The organism is Micromonospora sp. NBRC 110009 (genome assembly GCF_030518795.1).
GTDB lineage: Bacteria > Actinomycetota > Actinomycetes > Mycobacteriales > Micromonosporaceae > Micromonospora.
In genome coordinates, this window is record NZ_CP130427.1 from 2633473 (window position 1) to 2656405 (window position 22933).

Sequence of the window (22933 nt, forward strand, 5' to 3'; positions counted from 1 at the left end):
CCGGTTAGCGTGTGGGGTCGAGGGGGACCGTTCACGTCGGCGGGTTGAGGGGGAGGACGGATGAGGCTGCCGCGCACCGGCGCCGGCTGGACGACTGCGGTCTTCGGGGCCCTGGCGGTGCTGCTGGGGGCGCTCGGGCTGGTCTGGCCGGAGGCGCAGCTGCGCATGCTCGGCTTCCAGGTGCCGGCCGAGCGAGCCCCCGGTGACTACACCGGGACGTTCCTCACCGCGTCCTCGATGGCCTCCTTCAACATGGGGGTCTACTACCTGCTCGCCGCCGCCACCGAGTGGCGGCCGTTCTACCGCTTCACCGTCTGGTTCCGGCTGGTCACGTTCACCGTCTTCAGCATCGCGGTGCTCTCCCACGTGGCCCCGGGCCGGTTCTTCGCCGTGGCCGCCTGGGAGGGGCTGGGTGCGGTGGCGACGGCCGTCGGCCTGTGGTGGGACGCCCGCCGGGCGGGCATCCCGGGGGCGGCCGGGGACGCGGCCGCCGGCTCCGGGCCTTTGCCGGCGACCGACGCGGTGCGCTGAGCGGCCCGGACCGTTGGGTATTTTCGAGCCGTGACCGAGACCCCGCCCGGCGCCCTCCGGCTGCCCATCGTGCCCGGTCTGACCGATCTGCAGGTGTTCGCCCGGGGTGGCTACGCCACCGTCTACCGGGCCACCCAGATCTCCGTGGGGCGTGAGGTCGCGGTCAAGGTGGAGAACCGCACCCTGGACAGCGAACGCGACCAGGCCCGGTTCCTGCGCGAGGCGCGGGCCGCCGGGAAGATGTCCTCCCACCCGCACGTGGTCGACCTCTTCGACGTGGGGGTCACGGTCGACCAGCACCCCTACCTGATCATGGAACTCTGCGACGGGTCCTACGCGGAGCGGATGCGCACCTCCCCGCTGGGCCCGCTGGAGGCCCGTGACCTGGGCGTCAAGATCGCCGACGCCCTCGCCCACTCGCACGCGGCCGGGGTGCTGCACCGGGACGTCAAGCCGGCCAACATCCTCTACTCGCACTTCAACCCGGCGGTGCTGGCCGACTTCGGGCTGGCCGTGCTGGCCGAGGTGCGCGACGCCTCGGTCACCCTGGAGGTGCTCACCCCGGCGTACGCGCCGCCGGAGATGTTCAGCCACAGCCCGCCATCGCCGGCCGTCGACGTGTACGCGCTCTGCGCCACCCTCTACGCGGTGATGCACGGCCGGCCGCCGCGCTGGCAGTCCGAGCGCAACCCCAGCCTGGTCACCGTGCTGGAGATGTTCCAACAGCCGATCCCCGGCCTGCCGGGCGTGCCGGAGGAGCTGCTCGACGTGCTGCGGCTCGGCATGTCCAACGACCCGGCCGGGCGACCGTCCGCCGTGGAACTGCGCGGGATGCTCGCCGCGCTCCCGCTGGACCCGAACGCGCCGGTCAGCGGCGCCCCGATCTCCGGTGCCCCGATCAGTGGCGGCGCCACCGGCGGCACCACCACCGGCGGGTCGTACGGCCTGGGCCGGACGGGGCAGCCGAGCCCGCGCCCGCCCGCGGAGGACGACCACCCGACCGTGCCGGCGTCCGGCCGGCGCTGGCGGCGCCGCTGGTTCCTCGGCGGCGCGGGCGTGGTCGCGTTGGCCGCCTCGGCCGGCGCGGGAGCGTGGCTGGCCGGCGGCGCGCCGGCCGCGGTCTCGCCGACGTCGGTGGCCAGCGGGGTGGTCCAGCCGGCCGGCGCCACCGTGCTGCCGGGCTGCGCGACCGGCGACGTCCACCTGCCGACCGGTGCCCGCTGCGCACCGGAGCTGGAGTGCTACGGGCCGGTGCGGCTGCGCCGGGACCGGGCGGAGGCGGCCCGGGTGCCGTGCGACGGCCGGCACACCTGGGAGAGCTACGCCGAGGGCGTCCTGCCGGCGGCGCTGGTCGGGGCGGGGCACGAGGCGGTCGTCGCGGACCCCGCCGTCCAGCAGGTCTGCAACCTCAGCACGTTCCGCCTCGCCAGCGGCATCCGGCAGGCAACCGGCTGGAATCTGGAGGTGCTGCCCCCCGCCGACCAGGGCGCCGACCGCACCTACCGCTGCCTGGCCGGACGGGGCGTCGACGCGCTCGCCGTGCCGACCCTCACCGGTCGCTGAGGCCGTTCACCGCCCGCTGCTCCCGGACGTCCCGGGGATCCAGCGCCTCCAGGGTGTCGGCGTCGACGCCGTACTCGGCCGCCGTCCGTAGCTCCCGGATCGTCCGCGGATCGAGGGCCTCGAGGGTGTCGGCGTCCCCGCCCAAGGTGCCGGGTGCGGTCCACTCCTCGACCGGGGCGCCGCCGCCCTGCCGGAGGGCGCTCACCGCCACCCCGGCGATCATTCCGAGCAGGATGCAGAGCAGCGCCAGGGCCACCGACAGGATGCCCGGAGGGTGCCACACCAACAGCGTCACCAGCGCCGCCACCGCCGCCAGCGACGCGGCGGCGGCCTTCACCCGCGCATCGGGCTTCGGGAACGAGCTCACCCGACAAGCATCGCCCAGGCCGTCCACCTGTCAACCACCGATCCGGGCGGGTTGTCGTCCGGCCGCCCGGTCAGTACGACTTGTCCTGGCCGAGGACGTGCTGGGCGACGAAGTTGAGGATCATCTCGCGGCTCACCGGGGCGATCCGGCCGGCCCGGACCGCGCCGAGCAGGGTGGCCACCCCGTACTCGGTGGTCATTCCGGCGCCGCCGAGGGCCTGCACGGCGGTGTCCACGGCGAGCGCCGCGGCCTCGCCGGCCGCGTACTTGGCCATGTTGCCGGCGACGCCGGCCTCCAGGTCGCGGCCCGCGTCGTAGAGGGCGGCCGCCTTGTGGATCATCAGCCGGGCCAGCTCCACCTGCACGGCGGCGTGCGCGAGCGGGTGCGCGACGCCCTGGTGGGAACCGATGCTCCGGCCGCCCCACACCTTGCGGGCGGCGGTGTACCCGCTGGCCCGCTCGATGGCGTACCGGCCGGTGCCGGCGCCCATCGCGGCGACCGTGATCCGCTCCGGGTTGAGCCCGGAGAAGAGCGCCGGCAGCCCGGCGTCCAGGGACTCGCCGACCAGCGCGTCGGCCGGCAGCCGCACGTCGTCGAGGTAGAGCAGGAACTGGTTCTCCGGGGAGAGGATCTCCATGTCCAGCTTGGTGCGCTCCAGCCCGGGGGCGTCGGTCGGCACGATGAACAGCGCGGGCTTCAGCTTGCCGGTGGCCGAGTCCTCGGTACGGGCCACGACGAGGACGTGCTGCGCCTCGTCGACCCCCGAGATGTAGCACTTGCGGCCGAAGAGCAGCCAGTCCGCGCCGTCCCGGCGGGCCACGGTGCCGAGCCGGTGGAAGTTCGAGCCGGCGTCCGGCTCGGTGATCGCGAAGACGATCTTCCGGGAGCCGTCGGCCAGCCCGGGCAGGTGGCGCTTGCGCTGCTCGTCCGTGCCGTGCTTGTTGATCACCGTGGCGGCGATGGCGGGGGAGACCACGAGCAGCAGCAGCGGGCAGCCGGCGGCGGCCAGCTCCTCGCAGACGATGGCCAGTTCGGTGATCCCGCCGCCCCCGCCGCCGTACTCGGTCGGGATGTTGACGCCGAGGTAGCCGAGCCGGCCGGCCTCGTGCCACAGCTCGGTGGTGTGCTCGCCGGCCCTGGCCTTCGCCACGAAGTAGGCGTGGCCGTACTTCCGGCCCAGCGCCCGGACGGCGTCGCGGAGCTGGTCCTGCTCGGGGGTGAGGTCGAAGTTCATCGCGGGTCCTCCTCGGTGGTCACCACGGCCAGCACGGTCCCGGTCTCGACCTGTCCGCCGGCCGGCACGGGCAGCTCGGCCACCACGCCGTCGGTCGGGGCGAACACGGGGTGTTCGAGCTTCATCGCTTCCAGGGTCAGCAGCAGGTCGCCGGCGGCGACCCGCTGGCCGACCTCGACGTGCACCCGGGTCACCGCGCCGGGCAGCGGCGCGAGCAGCGACCCGGCGGCCAGCTCCGCGGTGGGCAGCGGGAACCGCGGCAGCTCGACGAGGCTCGTCGCCCCGTCCGGTCCGTCCACGAAGACCGCCGACCCCACCCGGTGTACGCGGAACGCCCGGCGTACCCCGTCCACGTCGAGCACCACCCGATCCGGGGTGGCCTCGACCAGCGTCACGGCTGGCGACTCTCCCGCCGAGGCCGACCACTCGGCGAGCCCGCCCGTGCGATCCAGGCGGTAGCGCACCTCGATCTCCCCGTCGCCGGCACCGGCATAGCGGGTGACCTGCGGGAACGCCGGCACGTTCCGCCAGCCCGACGGGAGTCCGCCGAGGACGCCGGCCCCGGCGCGCCGGTCGGCCGCCGAGGCGAGCGCCGCCACCAGGGCGGCCTGGGGGAGCTGCTCGGCCGGCAGCAGTGGGGTGTACACCTCGGGGTGCCGGTCCAGGAAGCCGGTGTCGATCTCGACGGCGGCGAACTCCGGGCTGCGCAGGATGCGGACCAGCAGGTCGCGGTTGGTCGCCACCCCGTGCAGCTCGGCGCGGGCCAGCGCGCCGGCCAGCATCCGGGCCGCTTCGTTCCGGTCCCGCCCCCAGGCGATCACCTTCGCCAGCATCGAGTCGTAGTGCACGCCGACCACCGAGCCGTCCACCACGCCGGAGTCGAGCCGCAGGCCGCCCGTCATGAGCCGCCCGAACTCCCGTTCCACCCCAGGGATCGCGAAGCGGTGCAGGGTGCCGGTGGCCGGGCGGAACGCCTGGGCCGGCTCCTCGGCGCAGAGGCGCACCTCGATCGCGTACCCCCGGACCCGGTCCGGGTCGGTCGCGTTCTCCGCCCCCAGCGTCGCGCCGTCGGCGACCAGCAGTTGCAGCCGGACCAGATCCAGGCCGGTGACCGCCTCGGTGACCGGGTGCTCCACCTGGAGGCGGGTGTTCATCTCCAGGAAGTAGATCTCCCCGTCGGGTGCGAGCAGGAACTCCACCGTGCCCGCGCCGACGTAGTCGACCGCTCGGCCGGCGGCCACCGCCGCCTCGTGCAGCCGCTGCCGCACGGCGGACGGCAGGACTCCCGGCGCCTCCTCGACGATCTTCTGATGGCGGCGTTGGATCGAGCACTCGCGGACGCCGAGGGCGGCCACCGCGCCGTGCGAGTCGCCGAAGATCTGCACCTCGACGTGCCGGCCCCGCTCGACGTACCGCTCGATGAAGACCGTGCCGTCGCCGAACGCGGCGGCCGCCTCGCGGCGCGCGGAGGCGACGGCCTCGGCGAGCCCGGCGGCGTCCCGGACCACGCGCATGCCGCGCCCGCCACCGCCCGCGGCGGCCTTGACCAGCGCCGGGAAGTCGGTGACCTGATCCTCGTCGGTCCAGGTCGGGAGCATCGGCACGCCGGCGTCGGCGAGCAGCGCCTTGGCCGCCACCTTGTCGCCCATCGCGGCGATCGCCTTGGCCGGCGGGCCCACCCAGGTCAGCCCGGCGTCGGTGACCGCCGCGGCGAACTCGGCGTTCTCGGCGAGGAAGCCGTAACCCGGGTGCACCGCGTCCGCGCCCGCCTTGCGGGCCGCCGCCAGGATCAGGTCGATCCGCAGGTACGTCTCGGCCGGCGTGTTCCCAGGCAGCCGGACGGCCTGGTCGGCCTCGGCGACGAAGGGCGCGTCGGCGTCCGCGTCGGAGTGCACCGCGACCGTCTCGACGCCGAGCGCGCGGCAGGTGGCGAAGATCCGGCGGGCGATCTCGCCCCGGTTGGCCACGAGCAGTCTCTGGATCATCTCCGCCTCACATCCGGAAGACGCCGAAGCCGTCGGCGCCCTTGACCGGTCCGTTGTGGATCGCCGACAGGCAGAGCCCGAGGACGGTACGGGTGTCCCGGGGGTCGATCACCCCGTCGTCGTAGAGCCGGCCGGAGAGGAAGAGCGCTCCGGACTCGGACTCGATCTGCTGCTCCACCATCGCTCGCATGGCGGCGTCCGAGTCCTCGTCGTAGTCGCGACCCCGGGCGGCGGCGGCCTGCCGGGCCACGATCGACAGCACCCCGGCGAGCTGGGCCGGCCCCATCACCGCCGACTTGGCGTTCGGCCAGGTGAACAGAAACCGCGGCTCGTACGCCCGGCCGCACATGCCGTAGTTGCCGGCCCCGTAGGAGGCGCCGAGGTTGACCGTCAGGTGCGGGACCCGGGAGTTCGACACCGCGTTGATCATCAGGGCGCCGTGCTTGATGATGCCGCGCTGCTCGTACTCGGTGCCGACCATGTAGCCGGTGGTGTTCTGCAGGAAGACCAGCGGGGTGTCGGCGCCGTTGGCGAGCTGGATGAACTGGGCGGCCTTCTGCGCCTCCTCGCTGAACAGCACGCCCCGGGCGTTGGCCAGCACGCCGACCGGCCAGCCGTGCAGCTCGCCCCAGCCGGTGACCAGGGCGCTGCCGTAGTTCGGCTTGAACTCGTCGAACTCGCTGCCGTCCAGCACCCGGGCGAGCACCTCGCGCGGATCGAACGGCACCTTGAGGTCGGCGCTGGCGATGCCGAGCAACTCCTCCGGGTCGTACTTCGGCGGCTGTGGGACGGCGGTGCGCGGCGGCGGGCCCTGCTTTCGCCAGTTGAGCCGGCGTACGCACTGCCGGGCCAGGCGGATGCCGTCCCGCTCGTCCTCGGCCAGGAAGTCGGCCAGGCCGGACTTCGCGGCGTGCATGGCCGCCCCGCCCAGCGACTCGTCGTCGGTGACCTCGCCGGTGGCCATCTTCACCAGCGGCGGTCCGGCCAGGTAGACCTGGGACCGGTCGCGGATCATGATGGTGAAGTCCGACATCCCCGGCACGTACGCGCCACCGGCCGTGGCGTTGCCGAAGACCACGCTGACCGTGGGGATCTTCGCGGCGGAGAGCCGGGTCAGGTCGCGGAACACCCGGCCGCCCGGGATGAAGATCTCCGCCTGGGTGGGCAGGTCCGCGCCGGCCGACTCCACCAGGTTCACCATCGGCAGCCGGTTGGCCAGCGCGATCTCGCCGGCCCGCCGGGTCTTGGCCAGCGCCCAGGGGTTCACCGCGCCGCCGCGTACCGTCGGGTCGTTGGCCACGATCAGGCACTCCACGCCCTCGACCACGCCGATGCCGGTCACCGTGCTGGCCCCGACCGGGAAGTCCGTCCCGTACGCGGCCACCGGCGACAGCTCCAGGAACGGGCTGTCCCGGTCCAGCAGCAGCTCGATCCGCTCCCGGGGCAGCAGCTTGCCCCGCTTGTGGTGGCGGGTCACGTACTTCTCGCCGCCGCCGGCGCGGGCCTGGTCGAGCGCGGCGCCCAGCTCGGCGAGACGGTCCAGCAGCGCCTCGCGGTTGGCGCGGTAGGCCGGCGAGGCCGGGTCCAGCGCGCTGTCGAGTGTGGTCACAGGCCCATGCCCTTCGCGATGATCTCGTTCATGATCTCGGTGGCGCCGCCGCCGATGCCGAGGATCCGGGCGTCCCGGTAGTGCCGTTCCACCTCGGCGTCGCGCAGGTAGCCGAAGCCGCCGTGCAGTTGCAGCGCCGCGTCGACGACGAAGTCGCAGGCGGCCACCGCCACGTTCTTCGCCATCGCCACCTCGCTGACCACCGGCTCGCCCGCGGCCACCCGGGCGGCCACCTCGTGCACGTACGCCCGGGCCGCCTCGGCGCGGGTGTGCATCTCGGCCAGCCGGTGCCGGACCAACTGCCGGCTGGCCAGCGGGCGGCCGAAGGTGGACCGGTCCCGGCACCAGCGGGTGGCCAGCTCCACGCAGCGCTGCGCGGTCGCGTACGCCTGGGTGGCCAGCGACAGCCGCTCGGTGGCGAACTGCTGCATGATCGCCAGGAAGCCGGTCTCCTCCAGGCCGATCCGGTTCGCCACCGGCACCTGGACGTCCACGAAGGACAGCTCGGCGGTGTCCGAGCAGTGCCAGCCGAGCTTCTCCAGCCGCCGGCCCACGGTGAAGCCGGGCGTGCCCTTCTCGATCACCAGCAGGGAGAGCGTCCCGCTGCCGGGGAAGTCGGTGCAGACGGCCGTGGTCACGAAGTCGGCCCGGACGCCGCTGGTGATGTAGGTCTTCGAGCCGTTCACCACGTAGTGGTCGCCGTGCCGGCGGGCACAGGTGCGGATACCCGCCACGTCGGAGCCGCCGTCCGGCTCGGTGATCGCGAGCGCGCCGATCGTCGTGCCGGCGAGCGTGGGCCGGACGTAGCGGTCGATCAGGCCGTCGTCGCCGGAGGCGACCATGTGGGGGAGGGCGATGCCGTGGGTGAACAGGGCCGCGATCAGCCCGGACGAGCCACCCGAGCGGATGATCTCCTCGGTGACCACGATCGAGTCGAGCAGGTCGCCGCCGCTGCCGCCGGCCGACTCGGGGAAGCCGATGCCGAGCAGCCCGATCTTCGCGGCGGTCTCGTGCAGCGACCGGGGCACCTCACCGGCCCGCTCCCAGTCGGCCAGGTGCGGCAGCACCTCCCTGGTCACGAAGGCCCGGGTCAGTTCCCGCAGCTGTCGGCGTTCAGGGGTGTCCACGATGGTCATGCGTCCTCCCGGGACGGCAGGTCGACCACCCGGGCCCGGAGCAGCTCGCCGAGCGCCTTGGCCTGCGGGTCGAACCGGGTGGAGGCGGACACCCCCTGACCGAGCAGCCCTCGGATGACGAAGTTGACGGCGCGCAGGTTCGGCAGCTCGTACCGCTCGACGGTCAGCGGGGCGGTCTCCGGCAGCAGCTCGGCCAGCCGGTCCACGGTGAGCCAGCCCCGCAGCCAGGCCCAGGTCGCGTCGGTGCGGGCCCAGACGCCGAGGTTGGCGTCGCCGCCCTTGTCGCCCGACCGCGCCCCGACCACCTCCCCCAACGGTCCGCGCCGGGTCGGATGCAAGGAGGGGCCCCCGGTTAACGCCTCGTGTTGTACAGGGGGCCCCTGCAAACGCGCGGTGGGCGGGGGTGGAATCCTGACCCGCTCGCCGGAGGGCAGCACGGCGACGTGCGCGACCGCGTCCTGCGGGACCGTGTCGGCGGTGAAGATCCCGTACGGGGTGGCGTCGCCGGGCAGGGTGGTCAGCGTGCAGCCCGGGTAGGAGGCGAGCGCCAGCTCCACCGCGGCCGCCGAGAAGGCCCGCCCGGCCCGCGCCCGGTCACCGTCGCGCAGGTGTACGTGCAGCAGCGCGCTCGCCGCCTCCGTGTCGGCGGCGTCCGGGTGGTCGGTCCGGGCCAGGGTGAACTCCAGCCCCTCCTTGCCGACCGCCTCCTCGAGCTGGCCCCGGACCAGGGCCGCCTTGGCCGGGATGTCCAGCCCGCAGAGCACGAACGTCATGGAGTTGCGGAAGCCGCCGAGGTTGTTGACGCCCACCTTGAGCGTCTCCGGCGGCGGGGTGCCCCGGACGCCGGTGACCCGGACCCGGTCCGGCCCGTCCTGGGTCAGTTTCACCGTGTCCAGCCGGGTCACCACGTCCGGCCCCAGGTACGCCGGGCCGCCCACCTCGTACAGCAGCTGGGCGGTGACCGTCTCGACGGTGACGGCGCCGCCGGTGCCGGGGTGCTTGGTGAGCACGGACGAGCCGTCCGGGTGGATCTCGGCGATCGGGAAGCCGGGGTGGTGACCGCCGTCCGGCAGCTCGGTGAAGAAGCTGAAGTTGCCGCCGGTGACCTGCGCGCCGCACTCGATCAGGTGGCCGGCCACGGTGGCCCCGGCCAGCGCGTCGAGGTCGTCGCGGCCCCAGCCGAAGCGGGCGATGGCCGGGCCGACCGCCAGCGAGGCGTCGGTGACCCGACCGGTGACCACCACGTCCGCCCCGGCGTCCAGGCAGGCGGCGATCCCGAACGCCCCCAGGTACGCGTTCGCGGTGAGCGCGTCCGGCCGGTCGAGGGCGTCGCCCTCGACGTACCCGATCCGGGCCGAGAGGCCGAGCCGGTCGGCGAGCGCGCCGATCGCGGCGGCCAGCCCGGCCGGGTTGAGGCCACCGGCGTTGGTGACCAGCCTGACCCCGCGGTCGAGGGCGGTGCCGAGGCACCCCTCCAGTTGCCCGAGGAAGGTCTTCGCGTACCCGAGGGAGGGGTCGCGCATCCGGTCCCGGCCGAGGATGAGCATGGTCAGTTCGGCCAGGTAGTCGCCGGTCAGCACGTCCAGTTCGCCGCCGTCGAGCATCTCCCGCCAGGCGGAGCGGCGGTCGCCGTAGAAGCCGGAGGCGTTGCCGACCCGCAGCACGCTCATGTCGCCGCCTCGCTCCGCGCGGCGGCTGGCTCCCGTCCCCCGCCGGGCGGCCCGGCGAACGCCTGCGCCACGTCCAGCCACTCGTCGGCGACCGGCCCGGTGGCGATCAGGGCCAGGTCGGCGCGGTGCCGGCGCTGGGTCACCAGCAGGCAGAAGTCCAGCGCCGGCCCGGTGACCCGGTCCGCCGCGCCCGCTGGCCCGAAGGTCCAGGTGTCGCCGTCCGGCCCCGCGACCTCCACCCGGACCGGCTCCGTCGGCACGGCCCGGCCGTGGGCGGCGAAGCTGTGCCCGAGGGTACGGAAGCCCAGGTGCGCGACGTGCCGCAGCCGCCCGGTCGGGGTACGCCGGACGCCGAGCGCGTCGGCCACGTCCTCGCCGTGCGCCCAGGTCTCCATGAGCCGGGCGGTGACCATCGAGGCGGGCGACATGCCGGTGCCGTACCAGGGCAGCTTCTCGCCGGCCGGGGCGGCGGCGAGGGCCGCCGCGAGCGCCGAGCGGCCGGCCCGCCAGCGGGCCAGCAGCGCGGCGGGCGGGGCCAGGAACGACTCCGCGCCGTCGTCGACCAGCCGGGACGGGTCCGGCGTGGCGGTGACCGAGGCGTAGAACGCCTCTGCGTCGGTCGCGGCGAGCTGCGCCACGTGGTCGGTCCAGGCCAGGTGGGCGATCTGGTAGGCGATCGTCCAGCCCGGGGCCGGTGTCGGCCGGTTCCATCCGGCCGGCGGCAGCGGCGCGACGAGGGCGTCGAGCTGCTCGGACTCGGCGGCCAGATCCGCGAGCAGGGCTGTCAGGTCCACCATGGTGCCTCCGGTCAGGGGGTCAGTGCCGCTCGCTCCCGGGCGCCGGTGGGCCGTCGTCGGGGGCGAGCAGGGCGGCGAGCTGGCGCTTCCAGGTGTGCAGCAGGGCGGTGCGGCGGGCCGAGTCGTCGCTGAGCAGGTTGGCCACGCCGAGGCCGCGGAGCAGGTCGAGGGTGGCCTGCACGGCCTCCCGGACGCCGGGCCGGCGCTCGTCCACGCCGAGCAGCGCGACGGTCAGCCGGTGCATCTCGCGGCCGACCCGGGCCTCCAGTGGCACCAGGGCGCCGCGCAGCTCGGGGTCGGTGCGGGCGGCCACCCACAGCTCCAGCGCGGCGACGAAGAGCGGCCCGGTGAAGGCGGCGGCGAGCAGGTCGACCACCCGGTCGAGGCGCTGCGGGCCGGCCGGCAGCGCCTCGGCCTCGGTGCGCAGCTCCTCCGCCCGGCGCTCGGTGAGGTGGGTGACGGCGGCGGTGACCAGGGCGGCCTTGGTCGGGTAGTGGTGCAGCTGGGCGCCCCGGGAGACGCCGGCCCGGGCCGCCACGACGGTGGTGGTGGTGCCGGACCAGCCGTGCTCGACCAGGCATTCGACGGTCGCCTCCAGCAGCCGGGCCTGGGTGGCGCGGCTGCGCTCCTGTTGCGGGACGCGGGTCGATGCGGCGGGCACGGGGTCAGCCTGCCGCCCACGAAACAAACAGTCAAGACTGACTTTTTTGGGCCCCGTGCAGCACCTGGACCATGGCCGCTTTGTCGATGTTTTCGGTCCAGGTACGTGGATCTTCCTGTCCGCGGCCCGCTGGACTAACGTGCGGCCTCACCAACATCAAGGAGGCGCGCCATGACCCGACCTCCCGACTCCCCCGCCGCGCAGGTGGAGCGGTTCGGTTACCGCCAGGAACTGAGCCGCTCGCTCAGCTTCACGGATCTGCTCATCTACGGACTGATCTTCATGGTGCCGATCGCGCCTTTCGGCATCTTCGGCAGCGTGTACGCCGGCTCCGGCGGCATGGTCGCCCTGGCCTACCTCATCGGCATGGTGGCGATGATGTTCACCGCCCTGTCGTACGCGCAGATGGTCCGGGCCTTCCCGATGGCCGGCTCGGTCTACAGCTACACGGGACGCGGCATCGCGCCGCCCGTCGGCTTCCTCGCCGGCTGGGTGATCCTGCTCGACTACGTCCTCGTGCCCGGCCTGCTCTACCTCGTGGCCAGCGTGGCCATGCACTCCCTGGTGCACAGCGTGCCGGTGTGGGCGTGGCTGGTGGCCTTCGTCGTGCTCAACACGATCGTCAACTACCTCGGCATCCAGATGACCGCCCGGGTGAACCGGGTGATGCTTGCCGCCGAGCTGGTCATCCTGGCGATCTTCCTGGTCGTCGGGGTGGTCGCGCTCGCCGAGGGCAAGGGCCACGGCTTCTCGTGGCGGCCGCTGTTCGACGCCGACACCTTCTCCTGGCCGCTGGTGTTCGGCGCGGTGTCGATCGCCGTCCTGTCCTTCCTCGGCTTCGACGGAATCTCCATGCTGGCCGAGGAGAGCCGCGAGGAGGCCCGCCAGATCGGGCGGGCGATGGTCGGCGCGCTGCTGCTGGCCGGCGCCCTGTTCGTCGTGCAGACGTGGGTCGCGGCCCTGCTGGTGCCGGACGCGCCCGCCCTGCTCGACAACGGCGACCCGGAGGGCGCGGCCTTCTACGACGCCGCACGGGTGGCCGGCGGTGGCTGGCTGGCCGGGCTCACCGCCCTGGCCACCGCGATCGCCTGGGGCTTCGCCAACTCGCTGGTGGCCCAGGCCGCCACGTCGCGGCTGCTCTATGCGATGGCCCGCGACCGCCAGATGCCGCGCTTCCTCGCCCGGATCAACCCGAAGCACAAGGTGCCGGCCAACGCCACCCTGCTGGTCGCCGGCATCTCCCTCGCGCTCGGCCTCTACATGGCCAGCCGGGACGACGGGATTTCCCTGCTGTCCACACTGGTCAACTTCGGGGCGATGACGGCGTTCCTGGCGCTGCACGTCTCGGTCGTGACGCACTACGTCGTCCGCAACGGCAGCCGGGACTGGTTGCGGCACCTCGTCGTACCGGTGATCGGGTTCCTGATCCTGCTCTACGTGGTGATCAACGCGAAGGTCGCCGCCCAGGTGCTCGGCTTCATCTGGTTGGGCATCGGCGTGGTCATCCTGCTGACCTTCTACGCGACCGGCCGGCGCCCCGAGCTCGCCGCTCTCGCCGAGGCCGCGCCCGAACCGACCGACGAGCCCGTCAAGGAGCCGCAGTGACCGAGGTGGTGAAGTACCGGCCGGAGCCGGACGAGCTCTCCTACACCTTCGGCGGGCGCGAGGCGGTGCTCCGGGTACGCCCGGGCACCATCCTCGAGCTGTACACCGAGGACTGTTTCGGCGGGCGGGTCCGCGGCGTCGACGACCTGCCCTCGCAGGTGTGCGAGTTCCCGTACCTCAACCCGGTGACCGGGCCGATCCACGTCGAGGGCGCCGAGCCGGGGGACACCCTCGCCGTCCATTTCATCGCCATCGAGCCGGCCCGGGACTCGGCGGTGTCCAGCACCTTCCCCCACTTCGGCGCGCTCACCAGCACGCACACGACCGCGACCCTGCAGCCCCCGCTCGACGAGGTGGTGTGGCGGTACGACATCGACGTCGCCGCCGGCACGGCGACGTACCGGGCACGGCGCGGCGACTACACTGTGGAGCTGCCGTTGGATCCGATGCACGGCACGGCGGGGGTGGCGCCGGGCGCCTTCGAGGCGCGGATGACCATCACCCCCGACGCGCACGGCGGCAACATGGACAGCCCGGAACTGCGCGCGGGGGTCACCGCGTACTTCGGCGTGAACGTGTCGGGCGCGCTGTTCGGCCTGGGCGACGGGCACTGCCGGCAGGGGCACGGCGAGGTCTGCGGCACCGGCCTCGAAGCGGCCATGAACACCACGGTCGTGGTGGACGTCATCAAGGGTGCGGGTACCCCGTGGCCGCGGCTGGAGTCCGACGACGCCCTGATGTCCACCGGCTCGGCCCGCCCGCTCGAGGACGCCTACCGGATCAGCCAGCACGACCTGGTGACCTGGACCGCGGAGCTGCTCGGTCTGGACCAGCTGGACGCGTACCAGCTGATCAGCCAGGCCGGTGAGGCCCCGGTCGGCAACGTGTGCGACCCGAACTACACGATGCTGGCGAAGGTGGACAAGCGCTACCTGGGGGGCATGAGCGGGTACGACGGGGTGCACGCCCGGCTCCGCGAGACGGCCCACGACTACCTGACCCACCGCTGAGCCGCCGCGGGACCGGCCGGGTGCCCGGCCGGTCCCGCCGCACGCGGCGGTCGTTCGCGGCCGATCCGTCAGCGGCCGTCGCGGGGGCCGAAGACGGCGAGGGCGTCGGCGTCGCTGTGCCGGGAGCGGAGGTACTCGTCGGCCCACTCGGCGGCGTCCGGGAAGCCGGACTCGGCGGCCACCCGGGCGCAGGCGGCGTCCACCTCGTACCCGGTCCGGCGCAGCTGCACGCCGGGACCGAGCAGCGCCCACCAGGCGCCCGCCCCGCCGTACGGCATCCCGACGCTGCCCGGGTTGATCACCAGCCGGCGGTCGACCAGCCGGGTGAACGGCATGTGGGTGTGCCCGCAGACCACGGTGCCCACCTCGGCCGGCACCCCGGCGAAGACCTCCGCCCAACGTTCCATCCGCGAGTCCACCAGGACGACCTCCTCGTCGTCGCGGGGCGTCGCGTGGCAGAAGAGCACCTCGCCGAGACCGGCGACCGGCAGCGTGACGGTCAGCGGCAGCCCGGCCAGCCGGGCCAGCTGGTCGCCCCGGAGCTGCTCGGCCGCCCAGTTCGCGACCTCGAACGGCGACTTCCTGCCGGCCCGCGCCTCGACCAGTTCCCGCTCGCCGTTGCCGGCGACCCAGCAGGCCCGTTCGCCGAGCGCGGCGAGCCGGTCGAGCACCTCGATCGGTTGCGGACCGCTGGCGATGTCACCGGTGAGCACGATCAGGTCCGCCGTGGCGACGTCCGGCTCGGCCAGCACGGCCTCCAGGGGCGGCAGCGCGCCGTGGATGTCGGAGAGGACTGCGACACGTTCGAGCATCGCCCCAGCGTTCCCGCCCCGCCGGCCGCCGGTCCAGCGATTCTGCGCCGGGCAGACGACCGGCATCGGCCAGGGGCGGTCCGGGTTCGGCACCGACCCGCGCTGAAACGTTCGGAAACGGCGCCGGCCCGGACCGCTCGGGGCGGTCCGGGCCGGGGACGAGCCGGTGGCCGGATCGGGGCCGGCCGGGCAGGGCGTCAGACCCGCGCGCGGCGGGCCAGGCGCTCCGGGTCGAGGATGATGATGCTCTTGCCGTCCAGCCGCAGCCAGCCGCGCGAGGCGAAGTCGGCGAGGGCCTTGTTGACGGTCTCCCGGGAGGCGCCGACGAGCTGGGCGATCTCCTCCTGGGTCAGGTCGTGGGTCACCCGCAGCACGCCGCCGTCCCGGGTGCCGAACCGGCCGGCCATCTGGAGCAGGTTCTTGGCGACCCGCCCGGGCACGTCCGTGAAGATCAGGTCGGCCAGCGAGTCGTTGGTCCGGCGCAGCCGGCGGGCGAGCACCCGCAGCAGCTGCTCCGCGATCTCGGGCCGGTTGTTCAGCCAGGGTCGCAGCGCCTGCTTGCGCAGGCGGACCAGCCGGGTGTCGGTCACCGCGGTGGCCGTCGCCGTACGCGGGCCGGGGTCGAAGAGCGAGAGCTCGCCGACCATGTCCGACGGGCCCATCACGGCGATCAGGTTCTGCCGGCCGTCCGCCGCGCGGCGACCCACCTTGATCTTGCCGGACAGGAGGATGTAGAGACTGTCGCCGGGCTCGCCCTCGTTGAACACGACCTCGCCCTTACGGACCTCGATCGTCTCCATCTCCTTGGCGAGCGCCTCGGCAGCCTCCGGGTCGACACCCTGGAAGATCCCGCTGCGGGCCAGTACCTCGTCCATCGCGCACCTCCGCCTGCGCGTGCCGTCCGTCGGCCGGGTCCGCCGTCCGCTGATCCCGCGCGCGCCGCCAGTCTAGGCGCACATGAGCACGAATCAGAGGTGCACCCCTCGGATCATAGGCTGCTGGCTGTGCTGAGTGAGCCCTTCCTGACCACCCGTCACGAGGACGGGTCGGACGTCCCATTGCTGGTCTGGCGTGCCGACGACCCACTGCTGGCGGTCGGCACGGCCCCGCTCGGCGGGGGCGTGGGTGTCCGCCGGTGGGTGGTCAACGCGACCGTGCCGATGTCCTACGACCGCGACGACCCGGCCGACCACCTGGCCGAGCTGGCCGCCGGCCTGGGCCTGGACGGGCCCGGGGTGGGGCTGCTGACCGGGGTCGACGTGGCCGAGGTGGTGACCCGCGCCGACAGCGGTGTCCGGGTCTGGGCGACGGTCGGGCTGGGCACCCCGGTCTGGGCCGCCGCGCCCGCGCCGGCCACCCCCGCCCAGCGCGTCGGCACGGTCAACATCGTCGTGTACGTCCCGGCCCGGCTCGGCGACGCTGCCCTGGTCAACGCGGTGGCCACGGCCACCGAGGCGAAGGCGCAGGCGATCTGGGAGCTGGGCCTGCCGGCCACCGGCACGCCCACGGACGCCGTCACCGTGCTCTGCCCGGCCGACGGCGAGCCGGCCCCGTACGGCGGTCCCCGCTCGGCCTGGGGTGCCCCGCTGGCCCGGGCCGTGCACGCCGCCGTCCTGGCCGGTGGCGCCGGCACCGTCGTCCCGTGGTCGGACCGGCGGCCGGGTTGACGCGGGCCGCCGTCGCCCGCTCAACGGGTCGGGTTTCCGACCGATCGGCCGTCGTCGGAGCGTTTCCCGGGCGGTAGCGTCGCCCACGATGTACGCTGCCGCCTTTTCCGGATCCCGTCCGCGCCACCGCGCGGCGGCCGTCCTCGGTGCGCTGCTCGTCGCCCTGCTGGCCGCCGGCTGCGGCGGGTCGACCGGCACCGAGCCGGTGTGGCAGCCGGGCGCGGGCGCGGGCGCCGGCTCCCCGGTCCCGGCCGAGGCCGACCAGCCGGTCCAGCCGGTGGACGAGTCGGAGAAGGCGATCTCCCTGGCCGCCACCGGTGACGTGATCATGGGCAACGCCCCGAACCGGCTGCCGGCCGGCGACGGGGCGGGCTTCTTCGACGACGTCAAGGCCGCGCTCAAGGGCGACCTGGTGATGGGCAACCTGGAGGAGCCGCTCACCGAGGACACCGGCGCCGGCAAGTGCGGGCCGAACCCGCAGAACTGCTACCAGTTCCGGGCCCCGCCGGAGTATGCGGCCCACCTCAAGGACGCTGGGTTCCAGCTGCTCAACCAGGCCAACAACCACGGCTACGACTACGGCCCGAAGGGTTACCAGAACACCCAGCGGGCGCTGGAGGAGCACGGCCTGGAGCACACCGGCGCCCCGGACCAGATCACCGTGGTCGAGGTCGAGGGCGTCACCGTGGCGGTGGCCGGCTTCTCCTCGTACGTCTGGTCCAACAGCCTGGTCGACATCGAGGCCGCGAAGCGGGTGGTGGCGAAGGCGGCCACCATGGCCGACCTGGTCGTGGTGCAGGTGCACATGGGCGCCGAGGGGGCGGACAAGAGCCGGGTCCGGCCGGGCACCGAGCTGTTCTTCGGGGAGAACCGGGGGGACCCGATCAAGTTCTCCCACGCGGTGATCGACGCCGGTGCCGACCTGGTCGTCGGGCACGGCCCGCACGTGCTGCGCGGCATGGAGTTCTACCGGGGGCGGCTGATCGCGTACAGCCTGGGCAACTTCGCCGGCGGCGGGAAGTCGCTGAACAGCTCCGGCCGGCTCGGCTGGGGCGGCGTGCTCAAGGTCACGCTCAAGCCGGACGGCGGCTTCGTCGGCGGCACCTTCACCTCCACGGTGATGAACGGGGTCGGCCGGCCGTCGATCGACCGGCAGCACCGCGGCCTCGGGCTGGTCCGCGAGGTGACCGGGGCGGACTTCCCGCGGACCGGGGCCAAGCTGGACGGGGCCGGCCGGATCAGCGCGCCGACCGGGGCGTAACGCGGGTGGCCCGGCGCGTGGGCCCGCCGGGACGTCGGCCGCGCGACGTAGGCTGGCCGGCGTGACCACGCGTTCCCCCGAGACCGACCTCGGTCGCACCCGCCGGGCCCGGCGGATCGGCCGGGTGCTGACCGAGACGCACCCCGACGCGCACTGTGAACTCGACCACACCAACGCGCTGGAGCTGGCCGTCGCCACCATCCTGTCCGCGCAGTGCACCGACAAGAAGGTCAACGAGGTCACGCCGAAGCTCTTCGCCCGCTACCGCACCGCCGCCGACTACGCGGCGGCGGACCGCACCGAGCTGGAGGAGTTGATCCGGCCCACCGGGTTCTACCGGAACAAGACCACCTCGCTGATCAACCTCGGCCGCGCCCTCTGCGAGCGCTACGGCGGCGAGGTCCCCGGGAAGCTGGCCGACCTGGTCACCCTCCCCGGCATCGGGCGCAAGACCGCCAACGTGATCCTCGGCAACGCCTTCGGCGTCCCCGGCATCACCGTCGACACCCACTTCCAGCGGCTGGTGCAGCGGTGGCAGCTGACCACCGAGACCGACCCGGTGAAGATCGAGCACGGGATCGGCGCGCTGTACCCGAAGCGCGACTGGACGATGCTGTCGCACCGGATCATCTTCCACGGCCGCCGGGTCTGCCACGCCCGCAAGCCGGCCTGCGGTGCCTGCACCCTGGCGCAGCTCTGCCCGTCCTACGGCACCGGGCCAACCGACCCGGTGGCGGCGGCCAAGCTGCTCAAGGGTCCCCGCGCCCGGGATCTCGCGGCGGCCGTCGGCATCGACCCCGAGCTGGTGCCGCAGCAGGCGGTCGCGGCGGAGGTGCCGTGAACCGCCGTCTCCGCCACCTGGTCCTCCCGGTGCTGCTGGCGCTCGCCGGCTGCACCGCCACGGCAGAGCCGCCCGAGGGGGCGGCGGCGCCGGCCCGGCCCGAGCGGCCCTCGCCGTTCGCCGACTGCGCCACGCTGACCGCCGCGCCCCCCTCGCCCGCCGCGACGCCGGGCGGCAACCCCGGCGACCGCCTGCCCGAGCTGACCCTCGCCTGCTTCACCGGCGGCACCCCGGTCGGGCTGCGGGACGTGCGCGGCCCCGCGGTGATCAACGTCTGGGCGTCCTGGTGCCCGCCCTGCCGCAAGGAGCTGCCCGCGTTCCAGCGGCTGCACGAGCGGGCCGCCGGGCGGTTCCAGGTGATCGGGGTGAACAGCCGGGACAGTCGCGGCGGCGCGCAGTCCATCGGCGAGGACTTCGGCGTCCGCTTCCCGATGCTGGTCGACCAGGGCGACTCCTTCGAGCACGCGCTCGGCCGCAACGCCTTCCCGCTGACCGTCTTCGTCGACGCGACCGGCCGGATCCGGCACACCGACTCGACCGGCGCGCTGGACGACGCGCGCCTGGCCGAGCTGGTCCGGACGCAGCTCGGCGTGGACGTGACGACATGACCCGCCAGCCGCCCGGGTGGCTGGACCCGTTGCTCGGCCGGCTCGGCACCGCCCGCGCCGAGGACTTCACCCGGCTCACCACGCCGGAGAGCGGCGGCCGGGAGAGCGCCGTGCTGGTGCTGCTCGGCGAGGAGCCGGGGGCCGGCCCGGACGTGCTGGTCCTCCAGCGTGCCGCCACCCTGCGCAACCACGCCGGGCAGCCGGCCTTCCCCGGCGGCGCGGCCGACCCGGAGGACGTCGACGCCAGCGCCACCGCGCTGCGCGAGGCGAACGAGGAGGTCGGCCTCGACCCGGGCAGCGTGACCGTGCTGGCCGAGCTGCCCAAGCTGTGGATCCCGGTCAGCGACTTCGTGGTCACCCCGGTGCTCGCGTGGTGGCACGCGCCGCACCCGGTGCACCCCCGCGAGCCGGCCGAGGTGGCGCACGTCGCCCGGCTGCCCGTCGCCGAGCTGGTCGACCCGGACAACCGGGTGCGGGTACGCCACCCCAGCGGCTGGATCGGCCCCGCCTTCTCGGTCCGCGGGATGCTGGTCTGGGGTTTCACCGCCGGCGTGCTGAACACGCTGCTGGAGATGGGCGGCTGGGCCCGCCCGTGGTCCCGCGCCCGGGTGGTCGAACTGCCGCCGACCGGTGCCACCCCGGCCCCCTCCGCCGGCACCGACGAGGTCGACGAGGCCCCGGTGCGCTGAGCCGGGCCGGTCACCGGCGTGCCTCCGAAGGTCACGTTCAGCGAGCGGCCAGCCTCTTCTGGGCGCGGTGCCCGTACCCTGGGTGCGTGTCCGCCGTGGATCTCGTACTGCTGCTGCTCATGCTCGTGTTCGCGATCAGCGGATACCGTCAGGGCTTCGTCATCGGAGCCCTGTCGTTCTCCGGGTTCTTCCTGGGCGCGCTCGTCGGCCTCCAGATCGGCCCGCTGATCGCCCGGCAGTTCGCCGAGAGCGGCACCCGGGTGCTGATTTCCCTCGTCGCGATCTTCGGGCTCGCCGTGCTCGGCCAGGCGCTGGCCGGCTGGCTCGGCTCGCACCTGCGCCAGACGATCACGAACGAGCTGGCCAAGCAGCTCGACGACATCGGCGGCGCGCTGGTCTCGGTCTTCGCCGTGATGCTGGTGGCCTGGCTGGTCGCGGTGCCGCTCGGCTCGTCCTCACTGCCCTGGCTGGCCTCCTCGGTGCGCAACAGCGCCCTGCTCACGGTGGTCGACCGGGTGCTGCCGGACAAGGCACAGGAGCTGTCCACGGCGCTGCGGGACACCGTCGACACCAACGGCTTCCCGGACGTCTTCGGCGACCTCGCCCCGACCCGCGCCCGCCAGGTCTCCCCGCCCGACCCGGCACTGGCCGGCTCCCAGGTGGTGCAGAGCAGCCAGCGGGCGGTGGTCAAGGTGCTCGGCTCCGCACCGAGCTGCGCCCGCCGCATCGAGGGCTCCGGCTTCGTCTACGCCGACGACCGGGTGATGACCAACGCGCACGTGGTGGCGGGCACCCGCTCGGTCGCGGTCGAGCTGCGCGGCGAGCGGTACGACGGCGAGGTGGTCGTCTACGACCCGCAGCGGGACCTGGCCGTGCTGCACGTGCCCGGGCTGCCCGGCCCGTCCCTGCGCTTCGCCGCCGGCCAGGCCGGCAGCGGGGCCGACGCGATCGTGCTGGGCTTCCCCCTCGACGGCCCGTACGACGCCCGGCCGGCCCGGGTCCGGGACGTCGACCGGATCACCGGCCCGGACATCTACTCCTCCGGTGACGTGACCCGGGAGATCTACACGATCCGGGCGCTGGTGCGCAGCGGCAACTCGGGCGGCCCGCTGGTCTCCTCGAACGGGCTGGTGCTCGGGGTGATCTTCGCGGCCGCGGCCGACGACCCGAACACCGGCTTCGCGGTGACCGCCGCCGAGGCCCGGCCGGTGGCGCTGGCGGGCGCGGAGCGTACCCGGGCGGTCGGCACCGGCGACTGCACCTGAGCGGACGGAGCGACCGCGACGGACGCGACGGTGACGCTCAGCCGGCGGACGCGCCCGCCGGGGCCACGCCGTCGCCCGGGCGGCTGACCGGCTGCCGGGGCCGGCCCCAGGTCAGGGTGCGGTCGAGCAACGTCCGCGCCATGATCGCCACGCAGGTGCCGCCGTTGAGGAAGGACGCCACCACGTCGCTGGGGTGGTGCATGCCTCGGTACATCCGGGTGACCGCCACCCCGACCGGCACCAGGACCAGCAGCGTCCACCAGGCGACCTTGGCGGGGGTGCTCCGCACCCGCAGCGCCAGCAGCACCGCGATGCCGACGTAGAGCGCCATCGCGGCTGAGGTGTGCCCGGACGGGAAGCTGGAGGTCGGCGGGGAGACGTCCATGTGCTCGACGGCCGGGCGGCGGCGGTCGATGACCATGGTGGTGAAGAGGAAGACCAACGCCTGTGCGCTCACCGCCGCGCAGAGGAAGAGCGGTTCCCGCCAGCGGTGCAGCACCAGCCGCAGCACCAGCGCCACCAGCACGGTCACCACGACGATCAGCTGGGTGCTGGCCACCGTGCTGAACACCAGCGACACGGCGTTCCACCCCGGCGTCCGGTCGGCCGCCAGCTCGCGGTTGACCGTGTCCTCGACGGTGAACGGCCAGGTGTTCGCGAGCACCCGGGTGACCAGGAGGCCCAGCGCCACCATGACGGAGAAGAGCAGGGCCACCGGCAGCAGGATGCGCCGGGCGACCTGGACCACGAGATCGGACATGGGGCGCCCTTTACCCCGACGGGTGTCGAACTACGCGCCGTCCGGGTCCGACTCGGCCAGCTCCGGCTCGACGCCCTCCCGCACGGTACGCACCGGCCGGCGTCCGGTCCGGGTCCGCCAGGTGGTGAAGGCGGCGGTCGTCGCGGCGACCACCGCGACGCCGAGCAGCCAGCCGCCGACGACGTCGCTGGTCCAGTGCACGCCCAGCGCGATCCGGCTCAGCCCGGTCACCACCGCGAGCAGCACCGCCACGGTCCAGAGTGCCCAGCGCAGCGGCCGCCGCTCCCGGGCGAACGGCAGGAAGACCAGCAGCAGCACCCCGGCGGCCAGGGTGGCGTTCAGCGCGTGACCGGACGGGAAGGAGAACCCGGCCGCCCGGGCCACCGGGTCGAGCAGGTCCGGGCGGTGCCGCCCGACCAGCAGCTTCAGCAGCGCGCCGAGCAGGCCGCCGACGGCCATCGTGGTGACCACCCAGAGGGCCAGCCGCGGCGCCCGGCGCAGCATCAGCCAGACCAGCAGCACGGCGGCGGCCACCCGCAGCGGGCCGGGGGCGAACACATCGGTCCAGAAACTCATCACCCGCACCCAGCCCGGGTGGTCGAGCGCATACCCGTGGAGGGCCGCGGTGATCGACGCGTCCAGCCGGAACAGCGGCGGCCAGGCGCCGAGCACCAGCAGCGCCAGCAGGGCGAAGGGCACCAGCACCAGGAACGCCGCGACGGCCGCGAGGGTCAGGCGGAGGCCCAGCGACCGGTCCGGATCCAGGCGGCGGCGCCGCCAGGACCGCTCGACCGTCGACATCCCATCACCCACACCCGACGCGTTCATGCGGTGACCCCTACCCAGGAAAGGCCAGGGTCAG

Annotated in this window: 22 protein-coding genes; 10 read left to right on the forward strand and 12 right to left on the reverse strand. The window is 74.1% G+C overall.

Annotation, left to right across the window (positions count from 1 at the left end; genetic code table 11):
• The first annotated feature begins 60 nt into the window (after nt 1–60).
• Nucleotides 61–531, forward strand: coding sequence for a hypothetical protein (locus Q2K19_RS12600; protein ID WP_302770848.1), 471 nt, complete (start codon nt 61–63; stop codon nt 529–531).
• Nucleotides 532–561: 30 nt separating this feature from the next.
• Nucleotides 562–2094 carry a serine/threonine-protein kinase gene (locus Q2K19_RS12605; protein WP_302770850.1) on the forward strand — a complete coding sequence of 511 codons (1533 nt, stop codon included), beginning with the start codon at nt 562–564 and terminating at the stop codon, nt 2092–2094.
• On the opposite strand, the gene Q2K19_RS12610 is transcribed toward Q2K19_RS12605, so the two are convergent.
• From Q2K19_RS12610 to Q2K19_RS12645, 8 genes are all read right to left on the reverse strand, one after another.
• A complete protein-coding gene (locus Q2K19_RS12610; protein WP_302770852.1) occupies nt 2081–2461 on the reverse strand; it encodes a hypothetical protein in 381 nt (126 codons plus the stop codon). The genes Q2K19_RS12605 and Q2K19_RS12610 overlap by 14 nt on opposite strands.
• A 70-nt stretch (nt 2462–2531) precedes the next feature.
• Nucleotides 2532–3695 (reverse strand): acyl-CoA dehydrogenase family protein, encoded by a 1164-nt coding sequence (locus Q2K19_RS12615; protein ID WP_302770854.1) that lies wholly within the window; start codon nt 3693–3695, stop codon nt 2532–2534.
• On the reverse strand, nt 3692–5680 hold the full coding sequence (locus Q2K19_RS12620) for an ATP-binding protein (RefSeq protein WP_302770857.1): 1989 nt from the start codon (nt 5678–5680) through the stop codon (nt 3692–3694). The genes Q2K19_RS12615 and Q2K19_RS12620 overlap by 4 nt, the downstream gene beginning before the upstream one ends.
• A gap of 7 nt (nt 5681–5687) precedes the next feature.
• The gene (locus Q2K19_RS12625; protein ID WP_302770860.1) at nt 5688–7289 is read right to left on the reverse strand and encodes an acyl-CoA carboxylase subunit beta; all 1602 of its coding nucleotides are present in this window, start codon (nt 7287–7289) and stop codon (nt 5688–5690) included.
• Nucleotides 7286–8425: an acyl-CoA dehydrogenase family protein gene (locus Q2K19_RS12630; RefSeq protein ID WP_302770862.1), complete on the reverse strand. Its 1140-nt coding sequence runs from the start codon at nt 8423–8425 to the stop codon at nt 7286–7288. The genes Q2K19_RS12625 and Q2K19_RS12630 overlap by 4 nt, the downstream gene beginning before the upstream one ends.
• The gene (locus Q2K19_RS12635; RefSeq protein WP_302770865.1) at nt 8422–10095 is read right to left on the reverse strand and encodes an acyclic terpene utilization AtuA family protein; all 1674 of its coding nucleotides are present in this window, start codon (nt 10093–10095) and stop codon (nt 8422–8424) included. Before Q2K19_RS12635 ends, Q2K19_RS12630 begins: the two co-directional genes overlap by 4 nt.
• Nucleotides 10092–10892: a TIGR03084 family metal-binding protein gene (locus Q2K19_RS12640; RefSeq protein ID WP_302770867.1), complete on the reverse strand. Its 801-nt coding sequence runs from the start codon at nt 10890–10892 to the stop codon at nt 10092–10094. The genes Q2K19_RS12635 and Q2K19_RS12640 overlap by 4 nt, the downstream gene beginning before the upstream one ends.
• A gap of 19 nt (nt 10893–10911) precedes the next feature.
• Nucleotides 10912–11553 carry a TetR/AcrR family transcriptional regulator gene (locus Q2K19_RS12645; RefSeq protein WP_302770869.1) on the reverse strand — a complete coding sequence of 214 codons (642 nt, stop codon included), beginning with the start codon at nt 11551–11553 and terminating at the stop codon, nt 10912–10914.
• Nucleotides 11554–11724: 171 nt separating this feature from the next.
• Between Q2K19_RS12645 and Q2K19_RS12650 the strand changes: the two genes are divergently transcribed.
• Entirely contained in the window at nt 11725–13158 is a 1434-nt protein-coding gene (locus tag Q2K19_RS12650; protein ID WP_302770871.1) for an APC family permease, read from the forward strand.
• The gene (locus tag Q2K19_RS12655; RefSeq protein ID WP_302770873.1) at nt 13155–14168 is read left to right on the forward strand and encodes an acetamidase/formamidase family protein; all 1014 of its coding nucleotides are present in this window, start codon (nt 13155–13157) and stop codon (nt 14166–14168) included. Before Q2K19_RS12650 ends, Q2K19_RS12655 begins: the two co-directional genes overlap by 4 nt.
• Before the next feature lie 68 nt (nt 14169–14236).
• Here the strand turns inward: Q2K19_RS12655 and Q2K19_RS12660 are convergent, their stop codons facing one another.
• Nucleotides 14237–14980: a metallophosphoesterase family protein gene (locus tag Q2K19_RS12660; RefSeq protein ID WP_302770875.1), complete on the reverse strand. Its 744-nt coding sequence runs from the start codon at nt 14978–14980 to the stop codon at nt 14237–14239.
• Nucleotides 14981–15177: 197 nt separating this feature from the next.
• Nucleotides 15178–15855, reverse strand: a complete 678-nt coding sequence (locus Q2K19_RS12665) for a Crp/Fnr family transcriptional regulator (RefSeq protein ID WP_007073398.1) — start codon at nt 15853–15855, stop codon at nt 15178–15180.
• A gap of 129 nt (nt 15856–15984) precedes the next feature.
• On the opposite strand from Q2K19_RS12665, the gene Q2K19_RS12670 reads away from it, so the two are divergent.
• The 6 genes from Q2K19_RS12670 (at nt 15985) to Q2K19_RS12695 (ending at nt 21311) form a co-directional block, all read left to right on the forward strand.
• On the forward strand, nt 15985–16647 hold the full coding sequence (locus tag Q2K19_RS12670) for an adenosylcobinamide amidohydrolase (RefSeq protein WP_302770895.1): 663 nt from the start codon (nt 15985–15987) through the stop codon (nt 16645–16647).
• Nucleotides 16648–16735: 88 nt separating this feature from the next.
• Nucleotides 16736–17908 carry a CapA family protein gene (locus Q2K19_RS12675; RefSeq protein WP_302770897.1) on the forward strand — a complete coding sequence of 391 codons (1173 nt, stop codon included), beginning with the start codon at nt 16736–16738 and terminating at the stop codon, nt 17906–17908.
• Nucleotides 17909–17969: 61 nt separating this feature from the next.
• Nucleotides 17970–18749, forward strand: coding sequence for an endonuclease III (gene nth, locus Q2K19_RS12680; protein ID WP_302770899.1), 780 nt, complete (start codon nt 17970–17972; stop codon nt 18747–18749).
• Nucleotides 18746–19357 carry a TlpA family protein disulfide reductase gene (locus Q2K19_RS12685; RefSeq protein ID WP_302770900.1) on the forward strand — a complete coding sequence of 204 codons (612 nt, stop codon included), beginning with the start codon at nt 18746–18748 and terminating at the stop codon, nt 19355–19357. Before nth ends, Q2K19_RS12685 begins: the two co-directional genes overlap by 4 nt.
• Complete coding sequence (locus tag Q2K19_RS12690) at nt 19354–20046, forward strand: NUDIX hydrolase (RefSeq protein ID WP_302770902.1); 693 nt, start codon at nt 19354–19356, stop codon at nt 20044–20046. The genes Q2K19_RS12685 and Q2K19_RS12690 overlap by 4 nt, the downstream gene beginning before the upstream one ends.
• Before the next feature lie 86 nt (nt 20047–20132).
• A complete protein-coding gene (locus Q2K19_RS12695) occupies nt 20133–21311 on the forward strand; it encodes a MarP family serine protease (protein WP_302770905.1) in 1179 nt (392 codons plus the stop codon).
• Nucleotides 21312–21348: 37 nt separating this feature from the next.
• On the opposite strand, the gene Q2K19_RS12700 is transcribed toward Q2K19_RS12695, so the two are convergent.
• Both Q2K19_RS12700 and Q2K19_RS12705 read right to left on the reverse strand, forming a co-directional pair.
• Nucleotides 21349–22071, reverse strand: coding sequence for a phosphatase PAP2 family protein (locus Q2K19_RS12700; protein ID WP_302770907.1), 723 nt, complete (start codon nt 22069–22071; stop codon nt 21349–21351).
• Between the two features lie 30 nt (nt 22072–22101).
• The gene (locus tag Q2K19_RS12705) at nt 22102–22899 is read right to left on the reverse strand and encodes a phosphatase PAP2 family protein (RefSeq protein ID WP_446839665.1); all 798 of its coding nucleotides are present in this window, start codon (nt 22897–22899) and stop codon (nt 22102–22104) included.
• Nucleotides 22900–22933: the final 34 nt, after the last annotated feature.